Annotated in this window: 16 protein-coding genes; 13 read left to right on the top strand and 3 right to left on the bottom strand. The window is 70.9% G+C overall.

From position 1 onward, the window contains the following. Window positions 1-35 precede the first annotated feature (35 nt). The 4 genes from mutM (at window position 36) to OG570_RS01760 (ending at window position 4046) form a co-directional block, all read left to right on the top strand. Window positions 36-905, top strand: a complete 870-nt coding sequence (gene mutM, locus OG570_RS01775; RefSeq protein ID WP_326955337.1) for a bifunctional DNA-formamidopyrimidine glycosylase/DNA-(apurinic or apyrimidinic site) lyase — start codon at window positions 36-38, stop codon at window positions 903-905. A 58-nt stretch (window positions 906-963) separates the two neighbouring features. Then, a complete protein-coding gene (locus OG570_RS01770; protein ID WP_326955335.1) occupies window positions 964-1395 on the top strand; it encodes a helix-turn-helix domain-containing protein in 432 nt (143 codons plus the stop codon). Window positions 1396-2349: 954 nt separating this feature from the next. Next, window positions 2350-2871, top strand: a complete 522-nt coding sequence (locus tag OG570_RS01765) for a hypothetical protein (RefSeq protein WP_326951809.1) — start codon at window positions 2350-2352, stop codon at window positions 2869-2871. Continuing rightward, window positions 2868-4046, top strand: coding sequence for an MAB_1171c family putative transporter (locus OG570_RS01760; RefSeq protein WP_326955334.1), 1179 nt, complete (start codon window positions 2868-2870; stop codon window positions 4044-4046). The genes OG570_RS01765 and OG570_RS01760 overlap by 4 nt, the downstream gene beginning before the upstream one ends. A gap of 560 nt (window positions 4047-4606) precedes the next feature. On the opposite strand, the gene OG570_RS01755 is transcribed toward OG570_RS01760, so the two are convergent. Then, a complete protein-coding gene (locus OG570_RS01755) occupies window positions 4607-5509 on the bottom strand; it encodes an SMP-30/gluconolactonase/LRE family protein (protein ID WP_326955333.1) in 903 nt (300 codons plus the stop codon). Between the two features lie 78 nt (window positions 5510-5587). Here OG570_RS01755 and OG570_RS01750 point away from each other — a divergent pair, with 78 nt between their 5' ends. From OG570_RS01750 to OG570_RS01735, 4 genes are all read left to right on the top strand, one after another. Beyond that, window positions 5588-6022, top strand: a complete 435-nt coding sequence (locus OG570_RS01750; protein ID WP_326947037.1) for an Lrp/AsnC family transcriptional regulator — start codon at window positions 5588-5590, stop codon at window positions 6020-6022. Between the two features lie 76 nt (window positions 6023-6098). Continuing rightward, the gene (locus OG570_RS01745; RefSeq protein WP_323331770.1) at window positions 6099-6422 is read left to right on the top strand and encodes a PadR family transcriptional regulator; all 324 of its coding nucleotides are present in this window, start codon (window positions 6099-6101) and stop codon (window positions 6420-6422) included. Further along, entirely contained in the window at window positions 6419-7675 is a 1257-nt protein-coding gene (locus OG570_RS01740) for a DUF1700 domain-containing protein (RefSeq protein ID WP_326955332.1), read from the top strand. Before OG570_RS01745 ends, OG570_RS01740 begins: the two co-directional genes overlap by 4 nt. Before the next feature lie 155 nt (window positions 7676-7830). Then, entirely contained in the window at window positions 7831-8766 is a 936-nt protein-coding gene (locus tag OG570_RS01735; protein ID WP_326955331.1) for an alpha/beta fold hydrolase, read from the top strand. An 809-nt stretch (window positions 8767-9575) separates the two neighbouring features. On the opposite strand, the gene OG570_RS01730 is transcribed toward OG570_RS01735, so the two are convergent. Then, window positions 9576-10100, bottom strand: a complete 525-nt coding sequence (locus tag OG570_RS01730; RefSeq protein WP_326947039.1) for a general stress protein — start codon at window positions 10098-10100, stop codon at window positions 9576-9578. A 225-nt stretch (window positions 10101-10325) separates the two neighbouring features. On the opposite strand from OG570_RS01730, the gene OG570_RS01725 reads away from it, so the two are divergent. The 4 genes from OG570_RS01725 to OG570_RS01710 are packed head-to-tail and all read left to right on the top strand — an operon-like array spanning window position 10326 to window position 14518. Beyond that, complete coding sequence (locus OG570_RS01725; RefSeq protein WP_247062172.1) at window positions 10326-11690, top strand: glutamine synthetase family protein; 1365 nt, start codon at window positions 10326-10328, stop codon at window positions 11688-11690. Next, window positions 11671-12390: a gamma-glutamyl-gamma-aminobutyrate hydrolase family protein gene (locus OG570_RS01720; RefSeq protein WP_326955330.1), complete on the top strand. Its 720-nt coding sequence runs from the start codon at window positions 11671-11673 to the stop codon at window positions 12388-12390. The genes OG570_RS01725 and OG570_RS01720 overlap by 20 nt, the downstream gene beginning before the upstream one ends. Beyond that, window positions 12387-13751, top strand: a complete 1365-nt coding sequence (locus OG570_RS01715; RefSeq protein ID WP_326955329.1) for an aldehyde dehydrogenase family protein — start codon at window positions 12387-12389, stop codon at window positions 13749-13751. The genes OG570_RS01720 and OG570_RS01715 overlap by 4 nt, the downstream gene beginning before the upstream one ends. Continuing rightward, the gene (locus tag OG570_RS01710) at window positions 13751-14518 is read left to right on the top strand and encodes a 3-oxoacyl-ACP reductase (RefSeq protein WP_326955328.1); all 768 of its coding nucleotides are present in this window, start codon (window positions 13751-13753) and stop codon (window positions 14516-14518) included. The genes OG570_RS01715 and OG570_RS01710 overlap by 1 nt, the downstream gene beginning before the upstream one ends. On the opposite strand, the gene OG570_RS01705 is transcribed toward OG570_RS01710, so the two are convergent. After that, window positions 14515-14745 (bottom strand): hypothetical protein, encoded by a 231-nt coding sequence (locus OG570_RS01705; protein WP_326947042.1) that lies wholly within the window; start codon window positions 14743-14745, stop codon window positions 14515-14517. The two genes, OG570_RS01710 and OG570_RS01705, sit on opposite strands and share 4 nt — an antisense overlap. Window positions 14746-14817: 72 nt before the next feature. Here OG570_RS01705 and OG570_RS01700 point away from each other — a divergent pair, with 72 nt between their 5' ends. Then, window positions 14818-16119: a helix-turn-helix domain-containing protein gene (locus tag OG570_RS01700; RefSeq protein WP_326955327.1), complete on the top strand. Its 1302-nt coding sequence runs from the start codon at window positions 14818-14820 to the stop codon at window positions 16117-16119.

Here is a 16119-nt window from a genome sequence, read left to right as displayed (position 1 = left end):
CGAAAAGTGTCGTACCCCCCGGGCACAATGACGTCATGCCCGAACTTCCCGAGGTCGAAGTCGTCCGCGTGGGCCTGCAAGCGCACGTCGCCGGCCGGACGGTGCGCGAGGCCGAGGTCCTGCACCCGCGGGCGATCCGCCGGCACGTGCCGGGTGCGGACGACTTCACCCAGCGGCTCAAGGGTGTCCGCGTCGAAGCCGCGCGGCGGCGGGGCAAGTACCTGTGGCTGGAGCTGTCCGACAAGGAAGCCGTCGTCGCCCACCTCGGGATGAGCGGGCAGATGCTCGTCCAGCCCGAAGACGCGCCGGACGAGAAGCACCTGCGCGTCCGGCTGCGCTTCGACGACGGCGGGCCGGAGCTGCGGTTCGTCGACCAGCGCACGTTCGGCGGCCTGGTGCTCGACGACCTGACCGACATCGGCGAGCGCGTGCTGCTGCCCGGCACGATCGCGCACATCGCGCGCGACCCGATGGACCCGGCGTTCGACCTCGACACGGCGGTCAAGGCGTTGCGTTCCCGCCGCACCGAGATCAAGCGCGCCTTGTTAGACCAGACCCTGGTTTCGGGCATCGGCAACATCTACGCAGACGAAGCGCTGTGGCGCGCGAAGCTGCACTGGGCGCGGCCGACGGAGAAGCTCACCGTCGCGAAGTGCCGCGAGCTGCTGTCCGCGGCGTCGGACGTGATGAACGCGGCCCTAGGCCAGGGCGGCACCTCGTTCGACGCGCTGTACGTCAACGTCAACGGGCAGTCGGGTTACTTCGACCGTTCGCTCGACGCGTACGGCCAGGAGGGCCTGCCGTGCCACCGCTGCGGCTCGCCGATCCGGCGGGAGCCGTTCATGAACCGGTCGTCGTTCTCGTGCCCGAGGTGCCAGCCCCGGCCGAGGGCGAACTCGCGTTGATAAAAGGTGTTCGCCTTTCAGCTAGGATGAATACGCCTGGTAGCTGAGGGAGTGCAACGTGGTCAAGGAGCCCGGCAAGTCGACGCTGGCCGACAAGGTCGACCAGCTGTTCCACGTGGTCCGCAGGTCTGATCGCGAGCCGTACAGCAACGAGGAGGTCGCGACGGCCTGCCGCGAGGCCACGGGCGAGAGCTTCTCGACGACCTACCTGTGGCAGCTGCGCACCGGCCGGCGCACCAACCCGACCAAGCGCCACCTGGAAGCCCTGGCCCAGTTCTTCGGAGTCCCCCCGGCCTACTTCTTCGACGACGAGCAGAGTCGCAAGATAGCCGACGAGCTGGCCCTACTGGGCGCCCTACGCGACGCGGGCGTCCGCGACTTGGCCCTGAGAGCGGTGACGTTGTCAGCGGACGGCCTGGACACGATCAGCGACATGATCGACGCAATAGCCCGCCGAGAAGCAAGCCGCGCCCCGAAGAAGGACAACTGACCCACTGCGCGACCACACTTCGACGTCGCGACGAAAGCACCCCAAGCTTCGCCTTGGGAACAAGCCGCCGGGCGCACTTCGGGTGTGGTGATGCGTCGCTGCCTTGAACAGCGACCTCCAGGCTTCGCGACGGCATCGCTACCTGGGCGGCCCAGGAGAACCACTACGTCACCCCTCGGGGCCGCGTGGGTATAGATCGGGCGTTGTGTAGGTGATCTGACGCGGCGCCAACTCGGCCGCGGACCCACTCGAGGCATCGCGGAGGAGAGGCACTGCGTCTTCGTTCGAGGCTGCGTAGGCACCCGTCGGCGGGTTGAGTCGGGAGCGGATGCGGGGTCAGCTCGGCCGCGGACCACTTAAGGCGTCGTGAGGGAGAGCCGACACGTCATCGCTCGTGGCCGCGCGCACACTTCGGGTGTTGTGTCGGGAGCTGATGCGGTGTCAGCTCGGCCGCTGACCGCTCGAGGCGTCGTGAGGGAGTGCCGATGCGTTGTCGTTCGGGGCTGTGTGGGTACGCGTCGGGCCTTGTATCGGGGAGCTGGCGCGGTGTCAGCTCGGCCGCGGATCACTCGAGGCGTCGCGAGGGAGTGTCACTGCGTCATGGCTCGGGGGCCGCACGCACACTCCGGGCGTCGTGTCGGTGATCTGGCGCGGCGTCGTCTCGGCGGCGGACCACTCAAGGCGTCGCGGGGAGTGCCAATGCGTCATCGCTCCGAGCCGCGCGGGCACACTTCGGGCCTCGCGGTGAGGTGAGAACTGACGTGGTGGCCCCGAGGCGCCCGTTGTCGCGGTAGGTTCGCGGGGTCGGCATGGCGGTGCGGACGAAAACCGGATCCCGGAGCGGGCTCGCGCCATCGCCTGCCGCGACGAATCCGGCCGTGGCGGCGTGATGCGAGGAGGGCTGACGTGGCGGAACGACCATCGCGGCTCTCCGCGCGGCGACCGGGCCGCGCGTTGTGGCGGCGGGCCCGTGAGGTCGCCGACGCCGTCAGCCTTCCGGAACCGTTCGATGCCGAGGCGTTCGTCGCCGGCCTGGCCGCCGTGCGCGGGCGCCCGATCGAGCTGATGCCGGTCAGCGCCCCCGAAGGCGCGCCGTGCGGGCTGCTGATGAGCACCGAACGCGCCGACTACATCCTCTACCCGACCAACACGACCGCCCTGCACCGGCGGCACATCCTCCTGCACGAGGTCGGGCACCTGCTGTGCGGGCACACGGGTTCGGGCGCCGGCGCCGACGGCGCGGCCATCGACGCCGCCGCGGGCCGGCAGCTGATGCCGAACCTCTCGCCCGAGCTGGTCCGGCGGGTCCTGGGCCGCACCACCTACACCGAGGTCGAGGAGCGCGAGGCGGAACTGGTCGCGACGTTGCTCGCCCAGCGCGTCGTGCGGCCCGAAGAACCGCGCGAACCAGCGGCCGACGTCCCGGACGGCGTCCGACGCTTCGATTCGCTGTTCGGCCCCCGCCGTACGCCGTGATCGAGACGCTGGCCTATCACCTGTGCCTGGTGGGATTCGCCGGGTTCGGGTACAAGCTCGTCGAGGCGCGCCGCAGCCAGCCGGTGCGCACCATGTGGTTCCTCGCCGGGTTCGGCATCTGCATCGCCGCCGGGATCGTCGTGCTGACCCCGGCGATGGAGGCCCTCGTCGGCCAGGGCCCGGTGTTCGACTGGGTCGCGCCACTGGTGGGTGACGAGCTGAAGTTCGCCGCGATCGGCTTCGCGGTCGCCTTCAGCCAGTCGGTGTGGCGCGGCGAAGGTGCCCGGCTCGCCCCGCACGCGCTGTTCACCGGCGCGGCGATGGTGCTGCTCGCGGTGTGTTACGCGCTGTCCGGGCCGGAACGCGACGGCGACGACATGGTCGTTTCCAAAGCCGGTCTGCCGTTCGCGCTCGCCAACCAGGGCGTGTTCCTGGCCTACGGCCTGATCAGCCTCGGCCTGCTGATCACGGTGTTCGTCCGCAGCGCGTGGCACGCGGAGCCGGGCCCGCTGCGCGCCGGGCTCTGGCTGCTGGTGGGCGGGGTGGGCGCCGCGTTCGCCTGGACGTTCTGGGACGTCGACGACGTCCGCCAGCTGCTCCGGACCGCGAGGATCGGCGCCCGCGAGGACGTGCTGTCCTCGGTCCTCGCGGCGACGACCGTCAGCTTCCTCACCGCCGGCGCGACGCTGAGCGCGTGGTCACCGGCGGTGTCATCGGTGCTCGGCCGGGTGCGCGCGTACCGGGCGTACCGCCGCATCGAGCCACTGTGGACGGCGTTGCACGCGGCCGTCCCGGGCATCGCGCTCAACCCGGGCCACGAGCTGACGAGCGGCCCCGAGTTCGCGCTGTACCGCAGGGTCATCGAAATCCGCGACGGCCACCTGGCCCTACGCGCCCACTTCGACCCACAGCTCCCGGCCCGCGCGGAGGAGGAAGCCCGCCGCGCAGGAGTCCCCGAAGCCGACCTGGCGGCAACGGTGGAAGCGGTCACCCTGGCAGCGGCGATCGAGGCAGAGCGCAAAGGCCACAAGTTCGCCCCGGCCGACGAGGAGCCAAAGCACATCGCCGACGTGGACGCAGACGTCCAAGCTGAAGCAGCCTGGCTCGTCCGGGTGAGCCGAGCCTGGCGCCGCAACGCCCTGCTGAACGAGGTCCGGACAGCAACACTCAGCTGACTTCGCCTCGTGTCACCAACCGGCTCGAGTTGCGGGTTCCAACCGAACCCACTTCGGGCTGCGGTACTCGGCTGGCCCGCTGCCCGTCGCTCACCAGCTGTAGTCGCCGGTTCCAGCCGAACGAGGTTCGGGCCGCGGTGCTTAGCTGTCCCGCTGCCTGTCGCCAGCCAGCTCCGTGCGCCGGTCCGGCCGAACCCGGTCCGAGCCGCAGCACTCAGCTGACCTGCCGCTCGTCGGCTCCAGCCACGCCAGCTCCCGCCGAACCCGGTCCGGCTCGCGCCGCTCAGCCGGCTCGCCTCCTGTCGGCGCCAGCCACGTCGGCCTCCGCTGAACCAGGTTCGGTCAGCCTCGCTCAACTGACCCCACCACGTGCGGTGTCGACTCGGTCTCAGCTACGGGTGCCGCCGAACGAGGTTCGGGCTGCTGCGCGCCCGCCCGCCCGCGGGTGTCGGCTTCGGCCCTGGTTGTGGGGTGCTGCCGAACCGAACTCCGAACCGCAGCGTTCACGTGCCCTGCTCCGGCCGCGCCTGCCGTCGCCGAGCCAGGACAGTCGCCGGGACTTACGGGTAGCGAGCGCCGTTCACAGTTACCCGCAGCGTATACAGCGAGCTCGACGCGGTAATGAACAGTTCGTTCCTCCTCTCGCCGCCGAACGTGAAGTTCGAGCAGACCTCCGGCATCCGGAGCTTGCCGATGCGGGTGCCGTCCGGGGCGAAGCAGTGCAGGCCGTCGTGCGCCGCCGCCCAGACGTTGCCCTCGCTGTCGACTCGTACGCCGTCGAAGCCGCCGCTGTCGCAGGTTCCGAAGATCTCGCCGCCGGTCAGCGTGCCGTCGGCGCGGACGTCGAACACCCTGATGTGGCTGGGTTCCTGGCGCGTGTCGGCGATGTACAGCAGCGACTCGTCGGCCGAGAACGCCAGCCCGTTCGGCCGGGAGAAGTCGTCGGCGACGATGCGCACCTCGCCGTCCGCCGGGTCTACGCGGTACACGTGGCACGCGCCGATCTCGCTCTCCGCGCGGTAGCCCTCGTAATCGCTGTCGATGCCGTAACTCGGGTCGGTGAACCAGATCGAGCCGTCGGAGTGCTCGACGACGTCGTTGGGGCTGTTCAGTTTCTTCCCCTGAAAGTGTGACGCGAGCACGGTGACCGACCCGTCGTGCTCGGTGCGCGTCACCCGCCGGGGACCTTGCTCGCAGCTGATCAGCCTGCCTTGCCGGTCGACCGTGTGCCCGTTCGCGTAGCCCGACGGCTGCCGGAACACGCCGACCTGGCCCGTCGTCTCGTCCCAGCGCAGCGTGCGGTCGTTCGGGATGTCGCTGAACACCAGGTAACGCCCGGCCGGGAAGTACGCCGGTCCCTCGGTCCAGCGGCAGCCGGTGTGCAGGCGCTGCATCCACTCGTCGCCGTTGACGCGGGTGAACCGCTCGTCGAGCACCTGGAAATCCGCCTTGACCAGATCCATCTCTCACCTCCCGGGTCCGAATGTCATCCTGCCTCGATCATGGTACACCGAACCTGGTATGGTCAAGAGGTGGATGACGTGGATCGGAAATTGCTGGCGGAACTCCAGCGGGACGCGGCTCAGGTGTACACCGCGCTCGGGCGCGCGGTCGGGCTCTCGGCCGGCGCGGCCCACGAGCGCGTGCGCAAGCTGCGCGAACAGGGCGTGATCCGGCGGACCACCGTGGAGGTCGACCCGGCCACGGTCGGCCGGGGAGTCGCGGCGTTCGTCCTCGTCGAAGCCAACGCCTGGATGGGGGACAGCTCGGTGAAGGCCGCCCTCGAGGCGCTGCCCGAGGTCATCGAGGCGCACGTCGTCGCGGGTCCGGCGTCGCTGCTGGTGAAGGTGCGGACGGCGTCGACCGAGGAGCTGCAGGCGGCGCTGCAGCGGCTGTTCACGATCGACGGCGTCACCGGGACGCAGACGATCGTCGTGCTGGAGTCCTTCTTCGAGCGGCCGGTCGACCCCGGTTGACCTCGCGGCGCCCCTCCGCCGTGCACACTACTGCGCAATGCGTGGTACCTTCCTAAGCGTACGACTGGAGGGTGCAGTGGAGATCAGTCAGCTGCTCAAGGGTGTGCTCGACCTCGCTGTCCTCGCGGTGCTCCGCGAGGAAGACGGTTACGGGTACGACGTCCTGCGAAGACTCAGGGCGTCGGGCCTCGAAGAGGTGGGGGACGCGTCGGTGTACGGGACGTTGCGCAGGCTCTACAAGGCCGGCCTGCTCACCTCGTACGTGGTGCCCAGTGAAGAGGGGCCGCACCGCAAGTACTACAGCCTGAACGAGCCGGGCCGGCTCCGCCTGGCGGAGTCGGGCAAGACCTGGCACAGCTTCGCTTCGACGATGAACGTGCTTTTGGGAGAGGCAGCATGAGCGACAAGCCGACCGCCGTGCGGGTGTATCTGGCGCGGGTCCGGACCGCGCTCGCCGACCTGCCCGCGAGCGAGATCGAAGAAATCCTCGAAGACGTCCGCCCGCACCTGACGGAACTGGAAGCCGAGCTGGGGGAGGGCGCGCGCGTCGAGGCTCTCATCGAACGGCTCGGCACGCCCGAGAGTTACGCCGCCGAGCTGCGGGCGTCCGGCGGTTATCCGCCGGCCGCGGAGGGGGCGACGACCGTGCTGACCGCGGCGCCGGCGTCACCGAGCCGGGTGAAGCCGCGGATCGCGTTGTGGGGGCTCATCCTCTGCGCGGTGGCGCTCGCCCTGCTGGCCTTCGGCGCCGCCGTCAGCGTCAATCCCGACGTCCTCGCCGGCCTGCTGGTGGTGGCCCCGGTGTTCCTGATCAGCCTGGTACTGCTGCTGCGTGGCGGCGTCGAACCGGTGCTGGCACTGCCGGAGCTCGCCTGGCTGCGCGGCTCGCTGACGAAGGTGCGCGAGCAGGAGGACGGCGGGAAGTTCCTGGGCTACCTCGGTTCGCTCAAGCCGGCGTGGTGGGTGCTGTGCGCCCTCGCGCTGCTCGCCTTCGGGGTGCTGCTCATGCTGCGCGACCGGGACGCGGTGCTGCTCCTGCCGTTCCTGCTCCTCGCGGGCGTCGCGATCGTGTGGGCCGGGCCGCGGGTGCGGGCCGACCGGCGGCTGCTGTGGGTGGCCGTGCCGGTGTCGGCGTTCGTCATCGGCGGGTCACTGGGCGGGTTCGGTGCCGCGGTCGACCTCATCTCGAACCGCAACGTCTACCAGAGCGCGTCGTCGTACTACCCGTCGTCGTCCGACCCGTACGGCAACGACCAGCTGTCCTACGGCGGTCAGTCGATCGGCAACGTCTACGCCTTCGACGCCGAGGGCAAACCGCTGACCGAGGTCTACCTCTACGACGAGGAGGGCCGGCCGATCACGCTGACCCGCTACGCCTGTGAACGCTCGTCCGGCACCAAGGAGAAGATCGGGTCGGACAACCGGTTCCCGCGGCCGCGGATCCAGCAGGGCGTCACCGACGACCAGGGCAACTTCGACGGTTACAACGGTTACCGCTCAGCCTGCCGCGAAGACCCGAACGTGCCGTTCAGCGCGGCGATCCCGAAGGTGACGACGCCACCCACGGCGTCGCCTACGACGCCGCCTTCATCCAGTGCTCCTTCGTCGACGTCGGCGCCCACGGCGGCACCCACGACGACGCCGACGAGGTAGGGGGGAACGGACGCCAGGAGCGGAGGTCGGGGCCGCTCCTGGCGTTCACCCGATCCGAACCTGCCCGAAACGTGCCGCGAACGCCGGCGTGGTGATCTGGGTGGGTGCCGGCACTCACGGGGATCGGGGCGGACACCTTCGCCCCACGGATACGGGTGGTCCACGGGTACGAGCGCGCCTACCGGATGGCCGGGCGCGGGCCGGCCCTGCTGTTCCTGCACGGCATCGGCGACGACTCGTCGACCTGGCTGGACCTGCTGGCGTCGCTGTCCGGCGACTACACGGTGATCGCGCCGGACCTGCTCGGCCACGGCGCGTCGGCCAAGCCGCGCGCGGACTACTCGGTCGCCGCCTACGCGTGCGGCATGCGGGACCTGCTGACCACTTTGGACATCGACCGCGTGACGGTGGTCGGGCACTCGCTCGGCGGCGGTGTCGCGATGCAGTTCGCGTACCAGTTCCCGGAGCGCTGCGAACGCCTTGTTCTGGTGGGCTCGGGCGGGGTCGGCGCGAGCGTCCACCCGCTGCTGCGCCTGGCGGCCGCGCCCGGCGCGGGCCTGGTGATGCCGTTGCTGGGCACCAAACCGGCGCTGGCCGCGATGCGCGGGTTCGCCGAGCTGCTGCGGATCTCCGAGGGACTCGGGCTCGGCCCGGACCTCGACTACGTGCTGACGCGCTACGTCCGCCTGCTCCAGCCGAGCAGCCGCACGGCGTTCCTGCGGACGCTCCGCTCGGTCGTCGACTGGCGCGGCCAGGTCGTCAACATGCTCGACCGGTGCTACCTGACCGAGGGAATCCCGACGCTGCTGGTGTGGGGCACGGACGACGTCGTCGTGCCGAGCGGCCACGCGCTGCGTGCCCACCAGGCGATGCCGGGCAGCAAGCTGGTGCTGTTCGAGGGCGCCGGGCACTTCCCGCACCGCTCCGACCCGAAGCGGTTCCTGGAGATCCTGCGCGAGTTCCTGACGACGACCCCGGCGGCGCACCACGACCGTTCCCGCTGGGGTGACCTGCTGCGCTCGGGCCGCCCGGCGGACCTGCCGGACCCGGAGGACGCCCCTGGCACCCCGACGGTCTCGTCGGGCACCTGAGCAGCCCCCGTTTCCCACGCTACCGGCGGGCACCGACGGTTCCTGGTGGTCGCGGTCTGGCTCCGGTGAATCGGTGACGTTTGCGTCCGGAAGTCGCTGTTGGCGTGAGCCCGCGGCCTGGACCGGAAGTCGCTAGGCGAGCGTGCACGACCCGCGGACCGCGGAGCTGATGGGCGCATCGCTGGCGCGCGTGCCGCCGCTGGGGTCCGGAAGTGACCGTTGGTGCGAGACCGCCGCCTGGGACTGGAAGTCGCTGGGCGAGTGCGCACGACCCGCGGGGCGTGGAGCTGATGGCCGCGCCAGTGGCGCGCATGCCGCCGCTTGGGGTCGGAAGTCGCCGTTGGCGCGAGTCCGCCGCCTGGGGTCGGAGTCGCTGGGCGAGTGCCGCACGACCCGCGGCCGCGGAGCTGATGGGCGCGCCGCTGGGGCCGGAATCCGCCGTTGGCGCGAGTCCGCCGCCTGGGCCGGAGTCGCTAGGCGAGCGCGTATGACCCGCGGGCCGTGGAGCTGAAGGCCGCGCCGCTGGGAGCGGGAATCCACCGTTGGCGCGATCCCTCCGCCGCGCTCGGCGGCCGTCGAACGGTCGAACGCGGCACCAGTCGGTGCCGGCGCGCAGGTGGGGGACGGGTGAGCTGATCGAGCACCCCCTGAATTCCCACGTTACCGGCGGGCACCGACAGTTCCGAGCGGAAGCAACCCAGGGGGACGCGCCGAAGGCCACCTGCCGAGGAACGCCGGAGGCCACCCCGATCGGGGATACGCCGAAGGCCACCTCCCGAGTGGGGAAGTGGCCTTCGAGAGGAAACCCGTCAGTGGCCGAATGCGCTTCGGGCGGCCAGGTCGGCCAGCAGCGCACGTCCCTTCTCCGCGTTGCGTGGCTGGGACAGGACGTCGTACCTGCGGGCGACCAGCTGGCTCTGCGAGATGAACCCGCGCTTGTTGCGGTTCGTCGCGTAGCCCAGGGCGCCGAACAGCAGGTTGAACCCCAGGCCGGCGATCAGGCCGATCGCGATCGGGACCAGGCCGGCTCCCGGGTTGAGCAGGCTCAGCACCAGGCCGAGGAACAGGCCGAACATCGCGCCCGACATCGCCGCGCTGCCCAGGACCTTGCTCCACGACATCTTGCCCGCGATGCGCTCGACGAGCAGCGGCTCGACACCCACGATCGTGACGTCGGTGACCGGGAAGTCCGTGCCCGCGAGGTGGTCGACCGCGCGCTGTGCCTGCTCGTAGGACTCGTACGAACCGATCGGCCAGCCCGTGGGCAGGGTCGGCAGCTGAGGCCGGGCCTGCTGCTGTTGCCCGATCGTGCTCTGCGTGAATGCTGTGGTCATCGATCTCACCTCTCTTGCCCCGTACAACGTGGGAGTACCCCGGATTCCTCCCGGTCGGACGGGATTCACAGACTCTTCTCAGCCGGGCATCCCGGACATTCCACCACGCCGCGAGAACGTCACTGTAATGGGCCAAGAAAATACCTTTTCGAGGGTTGACCCGTCGCGCGCCACCAGGGTAGGAAGGACCGGCAAAGGATTCGCATCAAACCTTTGGGGTAGCTGATGGCACGCAGGCGAGGCATGCTCACCCTCGACGAACTCCGGGAGCTCGTCGAGGCGGGCACGATCGACACCGTGCTCGTCGCGATCACGGACATGCAGGGCAGGCTCCAGGGCAAGCGCTGCGCGGCGGAGTACTTCCTCGACGAGGTCGTCGGGCACGCCACCGAGGCCTGCAACTACCTGCTCGCCGTGGACGTCGACATGAACACCGTCGACGGCTACGCGCTCTCGTCGTGGGACAGCGGGTACGGCGACTTCGTGCTGCGGCCCGACTTCGAAACCCTGCGGCTGGTGCCGTGGCAGGAGGGCACCGCGCTGGTGCTGGCCGACGTCGAGCGCGTGCAGGGCGGGCCCGTGTCGGTGTCGCCGCGGCAGATCCTGCGCCGCCAGCTCGAGCGGCTCGCCGAGCGTGGGCTCGGCGCCTTCGTCGGGACCGAGCTCGAGTTCATCGTCTTCGACGACACCTACGAAGCCGCCTGGGACAAGCGCTACCACGGTCTCAAGCCGGCCAACCAGTACAACGTCGACTACTCGATGCTCGGCACCGCGCGCCTTGAGCCGCTGCTGCGCCGCATCCGCAACGACATGGCCGGCGCCGGGCTCTACCCCGAGTCCGCCAAGGGCGAGTGCAACCCCGGGCAGCAGGAGATCGCCTTCCGCTTCACCGACGCGCTCGCCACCTGCGACAACCACAGCGTCTACAAGAACGGCGCCAAGGAGATCGCCGCGCAGGAGGGCAAGAGCCTCACCTTCATGGCGAAGTACAACGAGCGTGAAGGCAACTCCTGCCACATCCACATCAGCCTGCGCGCCACCGAAGGCGGCGCGGTGCTCGCCGGGGACCGTGAGCACGGCTTCTCGAAGCTGATGGAGCACTTCCTCGCCGGCCAGCTGGCCGCGCTGCACGAGCTGACCTACTTCCTCGCGCCGAACATCAACTCCTACAAGCGGTTCGTGCCCGGCAGCTTCGCGCCGACGGCCATCGCCTGGGGCACCGACAACCGCACCTGCGCGCTGCGCGTCGTCGGGCACGGCGAGTCGCTGCGCGTCGAGAACCGCGTGCCGGGCGGGGACGTCAACCCGTACCTCGCCGTCGCCGCGCTGATCGCGGCCGGATTGCACGGCATCGAGAATGAGCTGGAGCTGGAAGAACCCTTCACCGGCAACGCCTACAACTCCGGCCGCGACACGGTGCCGACCACCCTGCCCGAAGCCGCCGCCGCGCTCGCGGGCAGCGAGCTGGCCCGCGCGGCCTTCGGCGAGGACGTCGTCGAGCACTACCTGAACGCGGCGAAGATCGAGGTGGACGCGTACAACGCCGCCGTCACCGACTGGGAGCGGGTTCGTGGCTTCGAGCGCCTCTGACGGCCGGCCGGTCATCGGGCTGACCACCTACCTCGAGCCCGCGAAGTTCCTCGTGTGGGAGACGGAAGTCGCGCTGCTGCACCGCGTCTACGTCGAGTGCGTCGTCGCGGCGGGCGGCATCCCGGTGCTGCTGCCACCGATGAGTGACGCGTACGATCGGCTGATGTCCACAGTGGACGGCCTGGTGCTGACCGGCGGCGCCGACGTCGAGCCGGAGCGCTACGGCCAGACGCAGCACCCCAAGACCTACGTCCGCCCGCAGCGCGACGCGTTCGAGTTCGGCCTGTTCGACGCGGCGCGTCGCCAACGGAAGCCCGTGCTCGGCGTGTGCCGTGGCCTGCAGGTGATCAGCGTCGCCCTCGGCGGCACCCTGGTCCAGCACCTGCCCGAGGCCCGCGAGTCCACCGAGCACCAGCCCGCGCCGGCGACGTTCGGCCAGGGCGTCGTCACCCTGGCCGACGGCAGCCGCGCCGCGCGGATCCTGGGGCCGGAGACCAAGACGCTGTGCTACCACCACCAGGCGATCGACCGGCTCGGCGACGGCCTCGACCCGGTCGGCTGGTCCGCCGACGGCACCATCGAAGCCGCCGAAGCGCCGGGTGAGGACTTCCTGCTCGGCGTCCAGTGGCACCCCGAGCAGCACACCGACGACGTCCGGCTGTTCCAGGCCCTGGTCGCGGCGAGCAAGGAGAGGGCATGACCAGCTTCGAGGTGATCAACCCCGCCACCGAGCAGGTGGTGCGGTCGGTCGCGCTGACCAGCGCCGACGAGACCGACGCGGCGATCGCCGGTGCTCAGGCGGCGTTCCCGGCCTGGCGCGACGTCGCCCCCGGTGACCGCGCGCGGCTGCTGCGCCGCTTCGCCGACGCCGTCGAGGCCGACATCGAGCACCTCGCGCGGCTGGAGGTCGAGAACTCCGGGCACACCATCGGCAACGCGCGCTGGGAGGCGGGCAACGTCCGCGACGTGCTCAACTACTACTCCGCCGCGCCGGAACGCCTGATCGGGCAGCAGATCCCGGTGCCGGGCGGGGTCAACGTCACCTTCCACGAGCCACTCGGCGTCGTCGGCGTGATCGTGCCGTGGAACTTCCCGATGCCGATCGCCGGCTGGGGGTTCGCGCCCGCGCTCGCCGCCGGCAACACCGTCGTGCTCAAGCCCGCCGAACTGACCCCGCTCACCGCGATCCGGCTCGGCGAGCTGGCGCGCGAGGCCGGCATCCCCGAAGACGTCTTCCAGGTGCTGCCCGGCAAGGGATCCGTTGTCGGACAACGGTTCGTCGACCACCCGGCGGTGCGCAAGGTGGTCTTCACCGGCTCCACCGAGGTCGGCAAGCAGATCATGGCCGGCTGCGCGGCGCGGGTGAAGCGCGTGACGCTGGAGCTGGGCGGCAAGAACGCGAACGTCGTCTTCGCCGACGCCGACCTGGAGAAAGCCGCGGCGACCGCGCCCTACGGTGTCTTCGACAACGCCGGCCAGGACTGCTGCGCCCGGTCCCTGATCCTGGTGCAGGCCAGCGTCTACGACCGGTTCATGGAGCTGCTGGAACCCGCCGTCCACGGCGTCGTCGTCGGCGATCCCGCCGAGGAGAAGACCGAGATGGGGCCGCTGATCTCCGCGGCGCACCGGGAGAAGGTCGCCTCGTACGTGCCGGACGACGCGCCCGTCGCGTTCCGCGGCACCGCGCCGGCCGGCCCTGGCTTCTGGTTCCCGCCGACCGTCCTGACCCCGCCGGACCTGCGGCACCCGGCCGCGGCCGACGAGGTCTTCGGCCCGGTCGTGGCCGTCGTGCCGTTCACCGACGAAGCGGACGCGGTGCGGCAGGCCAACACCACCGAGTACGGCCTGTCCGGCTCGATCTGGACCCGCGACACCGGCCGCGCGTTCCGCGTGGCGCGCGCCGTCGAGGCCGGCAACCTGTCGGTCAACTCGCACTCGTCGGTGCGCTACTGGACGCCCTTCGGCGGCTTCAAGCAGTCCGGCCTCGGCCGCGAGCTGGGCCCCGACGCCCCGACGGCGTTCACCGAGACCAAGAACGTTTTCATCAGCACGGAGGAGTAATGGTCCAGCGTTTCGAAGGCCGCGTCGCGGTGATCACGGGCGGCGCGAGCGGCATCGGCCTCGCCTCGGCCCGCCGTCTGGCGAGCGAAGGCGCGAAGGTTGTCATCGCCGACCTGACGCCGGAATCCGGCAAAGCCGCCGCCGACAAGGTCGACGGCCTGTTCGTGCAGGCCGACGTCACCGACGCCGAGCAGGTGGAAGCCCTCTACCGGACCACGGCCGAGCAGTTCGGCTCGATCGACGTCGCGTTCAACAACGCCGGCATCTCGCCGCCCGAGGACGACTCGATCCTGACCACCGGGATCGAGGCCTGGGAACGGGTCCAGCGCGTCAACCTGACGTCGGTCTACCTGTGCTGCAAGGCGGTCCTGCCCTACATGCAGCGTCAGGGCAAGGGCTCGATCGTCAACACGGCGTCGTTCGTGGCGGTGATGGGCGCGGCGACGTCGCAGATCTCCTACACCGCGTCGAAGGGCGGCGTGCTCGCCATGAGCCGCGAGCTCGGCGTGCAGTTCGCGCGGGAGAACATCCGCGTCAACGCGCTGTGCCCGGGGCCGGTGAACACGCCGCTGCTCAAGGAGCTGTTCGCGAAGGACCCGGAACGCGCGGCGCGGCGCCTGGTCCACGTCCCGGTCGGCCGGTTCGCCGAGCCCGACGAGATCGCGGCGGCCGTCGCGTTCCTGGCCAGCGACGACGCCAGCTTCATCACGGCGTCGCAGTTCCTGGTGGACGGCGGCATCTCCGGCGCGTACGTCACCCCGATCTAACGGCGCTTGCGGTTCCCGGCGGGTTTCTCGCCGGGGAACCACGCCTTCTTGAGGCCGTACACCTCCCGCAGGTACTTCCACGCGGCGTTGAGCGACTTCCGCTCGGCGGCGACTCGCGCTTCCCGGCGGCGAAGCACGCGGACCGCGGTTTCGGCGGCGAGGAACGCCCCGGCGGCGAAGGTGAGCACGCCGACGATCAGGGTCAGGGCGAGGACGGTGGTGGTCATGCTCACCAGCGTCGACGCGGTGCGGGCGTTTTGTCCCTGCGCAAAGCTAGCGGGTTTCGTTAGCTTTGTGAGGTGACGCACTGGCGCGCCGACGAGTGGGCGGAAGCGGTCCGGGCCGGGATCCGGGCCCGGGGGCTCTCCTTCGACGAGGCCGCGCGGCGGATCGGCGTGCCGACGTCCACCCTGCGCAGCTGGGTCGAGCACCGGCACGCGCCGAAGGTGACCGTCTTCGACCACTGGGCGCAGCTCGCCGAGGTCACCGGGCTCGGCGAGGCCGAGCTGCTCCGCGTCGCCGGCGTGCTGCCCGAGTCGCTGGCCACGCCGGTGCACGTCGCGCAGGCCGCGAAGTCGCTGCGGGAAGGCATCGAGCGGGCCGGGGACTTCCTGCGGCAGGCCACCGCGCTCGTCTACTCCTCGCCCGGCACGCAGGTGGCGAACGCGATCGCCGCGTCGCCGATCGACTGGGAGATGCGGATCCGATCGGCCACCCGCGGCGACGAGATCCGCGTCACCTACCACCACTACGTCGGGATCGTGCCGCCCCGCGACTTCCCGCACCCCGACGCCGAAGCGCGCCGGATCATCGAACGCGAGATCCTCGGCGGGCTCTGGCAGCCGCTCGGGCTGTACTGGCGGGTCGCCGAGCCGCACGACTGGGACGACCCGCCGCGGCTGGTGATCCAGGTGCCCGAGCAGGAGGCGTCCCGGCCGCCGTCGCCGTCGCCGCCGTTCGTGACCGCGCCGCCGGTCGTGGTGCTGTCGCCGATCTGGGGTTACGGCGAGCTGCTCGCGTCGCTGGTCGCGGACGGCCTCGGGTTCGGCAACGTCGACTTCCGCTACTTCGGCCTCCCGGACGCGATGGCCGGCCGGCTCCGGATCACCGCGCGCGAGCTGGCCGAGCCGGCGCCGCGGCTGGTGCACGCGGTGCCGCCGATCATGCTGCTGCACGGCCTCGAGGTGCCGGACCTGACCGGCCGGCTCCCGGTCGTGGTCCGCTACGGCCCGCGGATGCGCGCCCGCGCCGCCCGGATCTACCGCGAGCCGCTGCTCGAGGCGGGGTTCACCGACCCGGCGGAAGGTGCCCGCGCGATCGAGACGGCCGTCGACGCGGTGGTCGTCCGGCTGCCGGGCGAGTACTTCGAGGTGGTCCTCGACGACACGGACGTCTTCGACGGCGACCGGCCGTCCCTGGACCGGCTCAACGACTCGGTGGCGTGGCTCGCGGAGCAGGTGGTGGAGCACGTCCTGCTGGGCGCGGGCCTCCCGCCGGTCCCGCTGGGCGGGCCGTTGAAACGGCTGGTGCTGCCCTCGGGCCGGGTCCGCCGCCCACCGGCGCTGGCTAGCGCGGTCGCCCGCCGGGTCGCCGGCCGCTGA

The sequence above is a fragment of the Amycolatopsis sp. NBC_01286 genome (assembly GCF_035982555.1).
Lineage (GTDB): Bacteria > Actinomycetota > Actinomycetes > Mycobacteriales > Pseudonocardiaceae > Amycolatopsis.
Note: the sequence above shows the minus strand (reverse complement) of the source record. Positions and strands in the feature narration are given on the sequence as shown.